This window comes from Streptomyces sp. NPDC051041 (genome assembly GCF_044456065.1).
Lineage (GTDB): Bacteria > Actinomycetota > Actinomycetes > Streptomycetales > Streptomycetaceae > Streptomyces > Streptomyces glaucus.
This window is the reverse complement of the sequence record NZ_JBITFM010000016.1, coordinates 136,661-145,366: the sequence shown is the minus strand read 5'-3', so window position 1 is coordinate 145,366 and position 8,706 is coordinate 136,661. Positions and strand designations below refer to the sequence as shown.

Here is an 8,706-nt window from a genome sequence, read left to right as displayed (position 1 = left end):
GGTGGGCGGAGGAGATACGCGTAATAGCCGCCACTTCGTAGCAGAACGTGACGCTCAAATACGGTGAGTATGCGCACGCTCCGTGATCTGGCCCTGGCCCCCACCCGGCATGGTCGCTGTTTATGGTGACCGCTGTCAGTCGGTCGGGCATGGGGCGGTTGGTGTGGCGTCGCTGGAGCGGACGGCGTATCCGAGGTTCAAGAGGCTGATCTCGGAACGGGAGTTGCGGGAGTTCTTCACGCCGTCGGCGGAGGAGGTGGCGTGGGCTCGTGAGCGTACGCATGACCGCCCGGGCCGGGTCCTGGCGCTGCTGGTGATGCTGAAGTCCGCGGCACGGCTGGGCCGTGTCCCCAAGCTCGGGGAGATACCCGAGGTGGTTGTGGCTCACGTGCGCGATCAGGCGGGGCTCGCTGCGGGGACGATGCCGGAGGCGGACTCCGAGCGGAGTGAGGAGCGCTACCGGTCGGCCGTACGTGAACGCCTGGAGCTGAAGCACAAGCCGGGCGAGGCCCGCGCGGTCGCGGAGGCGGCGATGCGGGCGGCGGCGCCAGTGAAGGCGCATACCGCGGACCTGGTGAACGTGGGGCTGGAGGAGCTGGTCCGGCAGAAGGAGCGGCTGGAGCTGCCGGCGTTTTCCACCCTGGACCGGATGGCTTCCCGTATCCGCTCCGAGGTGGAAGCCTCGCAGTGCCAGGCGATCGTCGCGCGCATGAGTGACGCGGCGCGGGAGCGGGTCACGGGCATGCTGGAGGTCGTCGAGGGCGAGTACCAGAGCCTGTTCGCGTGGATCAAGGAGCCCGCCCGGCGGGCGACGTGGTCGCGGTTCAGGGCGCATGCGGAGCGGATGGAGAGGGTGGACGGGCTGGGGGATGCCGTCTTCTGGGTGGGGAAGACACCGCCGGCGAAGGTGGCCGCGCTGGCTGAGCAGGCGAGGGTGCTGTCGGTGGGCGAGATGAAGGACATCGCCGAGCCCCGCCGCACCGCGATGACCGTGTGCCTGCTCGCGCAGGTGCAGGCGGCGGTGCGGGACGAGACCGTGGTGATGCTCTCCAAGCGCATGTCCCGGCACCTCAAACGGGCACAGGAAGAGCTGCTGGAGATCGAGAAGCGGCAGAAGGAGACTACCGAGCAGCTCCTGGCCACCTTCCGGGACGTGCTGACCGCCCTGCGCGGAAGCGGCGAGGCCGCTCCCGGCGCGTGGGAGGGGGAGGCGTCGCTGGATGACCTGCTGGCGCTGCAGAATGCCCGGGCTGCGATCGAGACGGCGGGCGGGTTCGAGGCCCAGCTGGCGGAGCTGGAGGCCTTGGACGCCTACCGGGGCAGCAACTACACGGCACTGGTGGAGCGCTTCTTCAAGCCGGACCGGCCGACCATGTTCAAGATCGCCCGCCGTCTGTCGTTCACCGCGACCTCGACCGACCGCAGCGTGCTGGACGCGCTGGACCACGTCCTCGCTCACCAGCACCTCACCCGGCCCCTCGTGGCGGACACGCATCCCACTCGCAAGGACGAGAACGGGGAGTCGGTACGGCTGGACCTGTCGTTCGCGCCGAAGATGTGGCTGAAGACCGTCTACTCCCGTGAACAGCCGGGGATGCTGGTCCGACGCCATTTCGAGGCAATGGTGTTCGCCTGTCTCGTGGAAGAGCTGCGCTGCGGTGACATAGCGGTGATCGGCGCCGAGGACTACGGTGACTGGACCCGCATGCTCCTGCCCTGGGAGCAGTGCGAGCCCAAGCTCGCGGGCTTCTGCGAGCAGGCCGGCCTCCCCAGCACCGCGAGCGAGTTCACCGTTCGGCTGCGCGAGCAGCTCACCACGATCGCCGAAACCGTGGACGCCGGGTACCCGGACAACAAGGACCTCACCATCGACCCGGTCACCGGCGTCCCCTCCCTTGCCATACGCAGAGCAGGCGAGCGCACCGCCTCCGCGGAGAAGCTGGAAGAAGCTCTCTCCGAGCGGCTTCCCGCCCGCAGCGTGCTGGAACATCTGGCGCGGGCGGCACACTGGACGGATTGGTGGAAACGGCCCGGCCCGCGCTCGGGCAGCGAGCCGAAGCTGAAGGAGCCCCTGCCGCGCTACGTGACCACCGCGTTCGTCTACGGCTCCGGGCTCGGCCCCGCCCAGGCGGTGCGCCACATGCGGGGCAGCGTGACCGCGCACGAGCTCGGCGCGATCGCCAAGCGCCACTTCACCATCCCGGTTCTCAACCGGTGCGGGGCCGACGTGGTCAACGCCCACATCGGCCTGGACCTGACGGCGGCGTGGGGGGATGGGTCGGTGGCGGCGGTGGACGGCACCATGATGGACACGGTCATCGACAACCTCCTCGCCGAGACCTCGATCCGCTACGGCGGCTACGGCGGGATCGCTCACCACCTCGTCTCCGACGCCTACGTCGCGCTCTTCTCCCGGTTCATCCCGTGCGGGGTGTGGGAGGCCGTCTATCTGATCGACTCGCTCCTCGCGAACGAGTCGGAGGTCAGGCCGGACACCGTGCACGCCGACACCCAGGGGCAGTCCTTCCCGGTCTTCGGGCTCGCCCACCTGCTCGGCATCGACCTGCTGCCGCGGATCCGCAATTTCCAGGACCTCACCTTCCACCGCCCCGACCCGCGAGCACGCTACCGGCATATCGACGCGCTGTTCTCCGCTGATCCGCGTACCTGCATCGACTGGCAGCTCATCGAGAACGGCTGGAAGGACCTCATGCAGGTCGGCCTGTCGGTGCGGGAGGGCACCGTGTCTTCCGTCACCCTCCTGAGGCGCTTGAACAACCACTCCCACAAGAACCAGATCTACCGGGTCTTCCGGGAGGTTGGCCGTGCCGTCCGGACGATCGTCCTGCTCCGCTACCTGTCGGACCCGCAGCTGCGGGAGCAGATCACCAGAGCGACGAACAAGGCCGAGGCATACAACGGGTACACGAAATGGCTGCACTTCGGCGGGGACGGCTACCTGCGCTCCCGTGACCCCGAACTCCAGGAAAAAGCCGTCAAGTTCCTCGACCTGATGACCAACAGCATCATCTTCTCCACCACCGTCGACATGACCGACACCCTGCGCCAGATGGCCTCACAGGGCTGGGAGCTGAACCCCGACGACATCGCCGCGCTCAGCCCGCACCGCAGGGACAACGTGCTGCGCTTCGGCGACTACGACACCGCCACCCTCCACATTCCGCCCGGCCCGTATGACAGCGCACTTCGCCTTCCTACGGAGGGCCGCTGACAGTGCTCCTCAGATCCATGGGAGTCGGTGGTTGTCGTGCCTGGAGGAAGACGTTGCCCCTCTGAATGATGTAACGGCAAAGGTGACTAATCAGACAGCATGTGCCTGGTGAGTATGGCCAAGGAGTCACTTGGGGCACCGTGGTGGTTGAGTCAGCCTGGGTATGTGGGGCGAGGCACGATCTGCATCGTCCCAGGCCACCGTCCCGGTGCGCAGCTATGCGCTGTTGCGACCGGATATGTGAGGAGAACCCCTTGGCCGGAGCGAAAGATGGTGTCTTCGCTGAGAAGATATCTCCGTACCTGCGACAGAAGATGGCCGAGAGGGGGAGCAGTGCTGAACTCTCGTTCCTGGACCTTCAGTACGTCGCCGACCCCTCGGAGAATGTCAGCCGGGCCCACGAAGTCGCCCGGCACTACGAGTCTGAGCTGCACCCCACCTTTGAAGGCGAAGAGCTCAGGGGCGTCGAGAAGCTGTACCGCCGGACCCTGTTGGTCGAGCCCACCACTATCTGCGCCGCCCACTGCCGCTGGTGCATCCGCGGACAGTACGACACCAAGACTCTGGGAAACGACGATTTAGCACGTATCGCCCGCTACTGCGGCTTAGCTCCGGAAAACTCCGACGTGCGTGAGGTGCTCATCACCGGAGGCGACCCTCTGATCCTCGTCGACCGGCTGGAGTTTCTCCTCGACGCGATCGAGCAGCACGCGCCCCAGGTCGAAGTCGTTCGCATCGGCACCCGTGTGCCGCTGCAGGACCCCAAGCGCGTCGACGAACGCATGGCACGAGCCCTCCGCCGCCGTTCGACGTTCCGCGTGGAGATCGCCACCCACATCAACCACCCGGGCGAGCTGTTTCCCGAGGTCCGCGAGGCCTACGCCAAGCTGCAGGAAGCTGGTGCCCGCATCTATGACCAGACTGTCCTGCTCCGTGACGTGAACGACGACATCGATACCCTTGTCAGCCTCTACGACGAACTTCGGTGTCTGGACATCGAAGCGCACTACCTGTTCCACTGCGTGCCCATCCGTGGCATGGACCACCACAGAACCTCAATCGCGCGAGGACTTGACCTCTTCCGGCAACTGACCGTGTCCGGAATGACCTCTGGACGGGCCAAGCCCCACTACGCACTCATGACGGACGTCGGCAAGGTCGCCCTCTACGAGGGCTCTCTCATCGACCGAGACGGCAGCCGCGTGCTCGTGCAGACGGGCTATTCCTACAACGACAGGCTTCGCTGGGCGCCGGACTGGCAGCTGCCGGCCTCCGCGAAGGTGGACGACAACGGGCTCCTCCAAGTCTGGTACCTCGACAGCGACGGCGGGAAGGCGGAGGTCTGATGCCGCCGACACTGTGGCTGGGGAATGCCTGCACGGAGCACATGGTCGACCGAATAGACCTGCTCACAGAAGCGGACTACCGCGGCATCCTTTTCGCGATGAAACGCCTGACCTGGCTGCTGAGAGATCACGACGTGCTCGTCATCCCCCGGCCTGTGACGCAGGACTTCCTCGAGTACGTGACGCGCCACACGGGTACCGACCCTGCCACTCTCCGCGTGATCAGCCCCGACGCACCGTTGCTCACACACCAGGAACTACGCACGTCGAAGGTGTCCGCGACACTCCAGGAACTGACGGCCGAGTCGCTGGACTACCAGCCCTACATACACGACCGCGGCGCGGTCACCTTCGCCCAGCACATCGGCCTGGACGATGCCAACGCGAGCAACTCCTTCCTTACCGAAGGCGGCGCCGAGCTCCTCAACAGCAAGGTCGTCTTCCGGGCGCTCGCAGCTGGCGCGGGCGTCCCTGTCCCGACGGGCATGCCCTGCCGCACCAGCGGGGACTTGGTGCACGCTGTGAAACGACTGCTGCCACGCACCGGATCCGTGATCATGAAGCGTGACCGGGCCGTCGGAGGCCACGGCAATCTCGTCATCACCACGAACGAGGACGTCCACGCGGTGGGCGCCATGGAAACACTTCACGTCACGGACACCTGCGACCTGACCGAACTCGTTACGGCGGCGGGCCTCGCCGAGACCTTCGCCCCCATGGGGGAAGTCGTCGTGGAGGAGTTCCTTCCTGACTGCCGTTCCGTGTATGCGGAGGTGCGCTGCCCTCTGCCGCCGGAGGAGCCGCAGATCCTCAATACGGGCTCCCTGCGCACGGGCGAAGACCCACCTGTCCTCGCCGGGCTGGAACTCCCCCTTGCCGACGTTTCCGACGACGTGGGAAAAATCTTCACAGACGGCGCGCTCCGGCTCGCCCGGCTGATGCAGACCCTCGGCTACCAGGGCCTGGCGAGCATCGACGCGGTAATCTCGCCCGATGGCACCGTCCGATTCAATGAGGTCAATGCCCGGCTGGGCGGCAGCACCCACCTCGACGTCATCGCCACAGTGCTCCTCGGCAAGAACTGGGCCGACGGCCATGTACTTCTGAGCCGGTTCAGCGTCCCCTCACCACCCTTCACCACGCTCGTCGACGGCCTGGCACGCAACGGTCTTGCCTGGGACAGGGCAGCACGAGAGGGAGTGGTGATCGCCTCCGACGACACCGAAGCCAGCGGCACGGTCGAGTACGTCGTCCTGGCACCCACCTGGTCGCGGTGCCGGGCGCTGGAGGCAGAACTCCATGCCTACCTGGCCGAGAGCGTGCAGCCTGCCGAACACTGAACAGACAAGGGAAGAATCACTAGATGTCCTACCGCGCCCTTGCCGGCAAGCAGACGGTTCTGTGGTCGTTCACCGTCGCAGCTGGCCGGCTACCGGTGGCGATGGCCCCGCTCGCGTTCGTCTTCCTCGCGAAAGAAGCATCCGGAGATTTCGCCCGGGGCGCGGTGCTGGCCGCCGCGTACACAGTGGCCGAAGCCGTCGGCGCCCCGTTCCTCGGCGCACGCCTGCGGAACCGCCCCTACCGGCGCGAGATCGCTGTGGGGCTCCTCGCGAGCGCCGTGTTCTTCACCGGGCTCGCTGTCCTTCCCGATGCCCCGCTCTCAGTCACCGTCATCATGGCGGCCGCTGCGGGAGCCTCAGGGGCGGCTGTGCCCGGCGCGCTGCGAGCCATGGTGGCCGACCTGGTCCCGGCCAAGGACCTCAATTCAGCGCTCAGCTGGGAATCCTCACTGAACATGGCCGTGTGGGCGGCGTCACCCGCCCTCGTCGCCAGCGCAGCTACCTGGTGGTCAGCCACAGTCCCGTTCTACACGGCTGCGGCATCTGCCACGGTGGCAGCGGGCTGCCTCTTCGCGCTGCCGGAGAAGACTGGGAGACCGGAGACCGGCGTGCGGCTGAAGGCTGTAGCGAGACAGCTCACCGCAGCGTGGCCGATCTATCTCACCAGCGCGGCTGCGATGTACTTGCTGGCCACCGTCGAACTGTCCCTCCCAGCGCTGCTCGAGCAGCGAGAGCTCCCCGCTGCCGCCAGCGGGCCCTTGCTGACCGGGTTCGCCCTCGCCAGCATCGCCGGCGGGCTCGTGTACGGTCTGCGGACCTGGCCAGGCAGTCCAGAACGACACAGCACGATCTTCCTGCTGGCGACCGTTGCCGCAGCCGCTTCTGCCGCGGCGGTGCCCGTCCTGGGAGGCCTTGCGGTCGTGCTGCTGGCCGCAGGCATGTTCCAGGCCGTAGTCCTCATCGCGAGGAATCTCTCGCTGCAGCGAGCCCTACCGGCGGACCTGCACGCCGTCGGGTATTCACTCCAGTACGCAGGAAGCGGTGTGGGCTACGGCATCAGCGCGGGTGCGACCGGCGTTCTGCTCAACTGGACCAACCCCACCGCCACCATCCTCATCACCGCTGGCATCACGTTCCTTCTCACAGCTGGATCCATCCTCGGGAGGCACCGTCCCATGGCCCAGGAAACCGAACGCGTGAGCAACGGGTCACTGCGGAGGCTGTAACTCAGTGAGTCCGTGCACCGACGTGGATGATCAGCGGGTACCCTGGGCAAGGACCTTCACAGGTCCTCTCGAGATTACCCACAGTGATGGACCACGAGTATCGGGTACCCGTTCGCCCTGAGAAACAGCTCCGTGGCGGTTGGAGGAGATGTGCGCGAAGCGCGCCGGGACATGGCCCGGCGCGCTTCGCGCACATCTCCTCCAACCGCCACGGAGCTGTTTCTCAGGGCGAACGGGTACCCGATACTCGTGGTCCATCACTGTGGGTAATCTCGAGAGGACCTGTGAAGGTCCTTGCCCAGGGTACCCGCTGATCATCCACGTCGGTGCACGGACTCACTGAGTTACAGCCTCCGCAGTGACCCGTTGCTCACGCGTTCGGTTTCCTGGGCCATGGGACGGTGCCTCCCGAGGATGGATCCAGCTGTGAGAAGGAACGTGATGCCAGCGGTGATGAGGATGGTGGCGGTGGGGTTGGTCCAGTTGAGCAGAACGCCGGTCGCACCCGCGCTGATGCCGTAGCCCACACCGCTTCCTGCGTACTGGAGTGAATACCCGACGGCGTGCAGGTCCGCCGGTAGGGCTCGCTGCAGCGAGAGATTCCTCGCGATGAGGACTACGGCCTGGAACATGCCTGCGGCCAGCAGCACGACCGCAAGGCCTCCCAGGACGGGCACCGCCGCGGCAGAAGCGGCTGCGGCAACGGTCGCCAGCAGGAAGATCGTGCTGTGTCGTTCTGGACTGCCTGGCCAGGTCCGCAGACCGTACACGAGCCCGCCGGCGATGCTGGCGAGGGCGAACCCGGTCAGCAAGGGCCCGCTGGCGGCAGCGGGGAGCTCTCGCTGCTCGAGCAGCGCTGGGAGGGACAGTTCGACGGTGGCCAGCAAGTACATCGCAGCCGCGCTGGTGAGATAGATCGGCCACGCTGCGGTGAGCTGTCTCGCTACAGCCTTCAGCCGCACGCCGGTCTCCGGTCTCCCAGTCTTCTCCGGCAGCGCGAAGAGGCAGCCCGCTGCCACCGTGGCAGATGCCGCAGCCGTGTAGAACGGGACTGTGGCTGACCACCAGGTAGCTGCGCTGGCGACGAGGGCGGGTGACGCCGCCCACACGGCCATGTTCAGTGAGGATTCCCAGCTGAGCGCTGAATTGAGGTCCTTGGCCGGGACCAGGTCGGCCACCATGGCTCGCAGCGCGCCGGGCACAGCCGCCCCTGAGGCTCCCGCAGCGGCCGCCATGATGACGGTGACTGAGAGCGGGGCATCGGGAAGGACAGCGAGCCCGGTGAAGAACACGGCGCTCGCGAGGAGCCCCACAGCGATCTCGCGCCGGTAGGGGCGGTTCCGCAGGCGTGCGCCGAGGAACGGGGCGCCGACGGCTTCGGCCACTGTGTACGCGGCGGCCAGCACCGCGCCCCGGGCGAAATCTCCGGATGCTTCTTTCGCGAGGAAGACGAACGCGAGCGGGGCCATCGCCACCGGTAGCCGGCCAGCTGCGACGGTGAACGACCACAGAACCGTCTGCTTGCCGGCAAGGGCGCGGTAGGACATCTAGTGATTCTTCCC

5 protein-coding genes are annotated in these 8,706 nt (G+C 66.8%); 4 read left to right on the top strand and 1 reads right to left on the bottom strand.

The window, feature by feature from the left end; translation table 11 throughout:
- Positions 1-163: 163 nt before the first annotated feature.
- From ACIBAI_RS22945 to ACIBAI_RS22930, 4 genes are all read left to right on the top strand, one after another.
- Positions 164-3,232, top strand: a complete 3,069-nt coding sequence (locus ACIBAI_RS22945) for a Tn3 family transposase (RefSeq protein WP_399036918.1) — start codon at positions 164-166, stop codon at positions 3,230-3,232.
- Between the two features lie 254 nt (positions 3,233-3,486).
- Complete coding sequence (locus tag ACIBAI_RS22940; protein ID WP_399036920.1) at positions 3,487-4,578, top strand: radical SAM protein; 1,092 nt, start codon at positions 3,487-3,489, stop codon at positions 4,576-4,578.
- The gene (locus ACIBAI_RS22935) at positions 4,578-5,918 is read left to right on the top strand and encodes a peptide ligase PGM1-related protein (RefSeq protein WP_399036922.1); all 1,341 of its coding nucleotides are present in this window, start codon (positions 4,578-4,580) and stop codon (positions 5,916-5,918) included. Before ACIBAI_RS22940 ends, ACIBAI_RS22935 begins: the two co-directional genes overlap by 1 nt.
- A gap of 23 nt (positions 5,919-5,941) precedes the next feature.
- Positions 5,942-7,144 carry an MFS transporter gene (locus ACIBAI_RS22930; RefSeq protein WP_399036923.1) on the top strand — a complete coding sequence of 401 codons (1,203 nt, stop codon included), beginning with the start codon at positions 5,942-5,944 and terminating at the stop codon, positions 7,142-7,144.
- 344 nt (positions 7,145-7,488) lie between these two features.
- Here the strand turns inward: ACIBAI_RS22930 and ACIBAI_RS22925 are convergent, their stop codons facing one another.
- Complete coding sequence (locus ACIBAI_RS22925) at positions 7,489-8,691, bottom strand: MFS transporter (protein ID WP_399036923.1); 1,203 nt, start codon at positions 8,689-8,691, stop codon at positions 7,489-7,491.
- Positions 8,692-8,706: the final 15 nt, after the last annotated feature.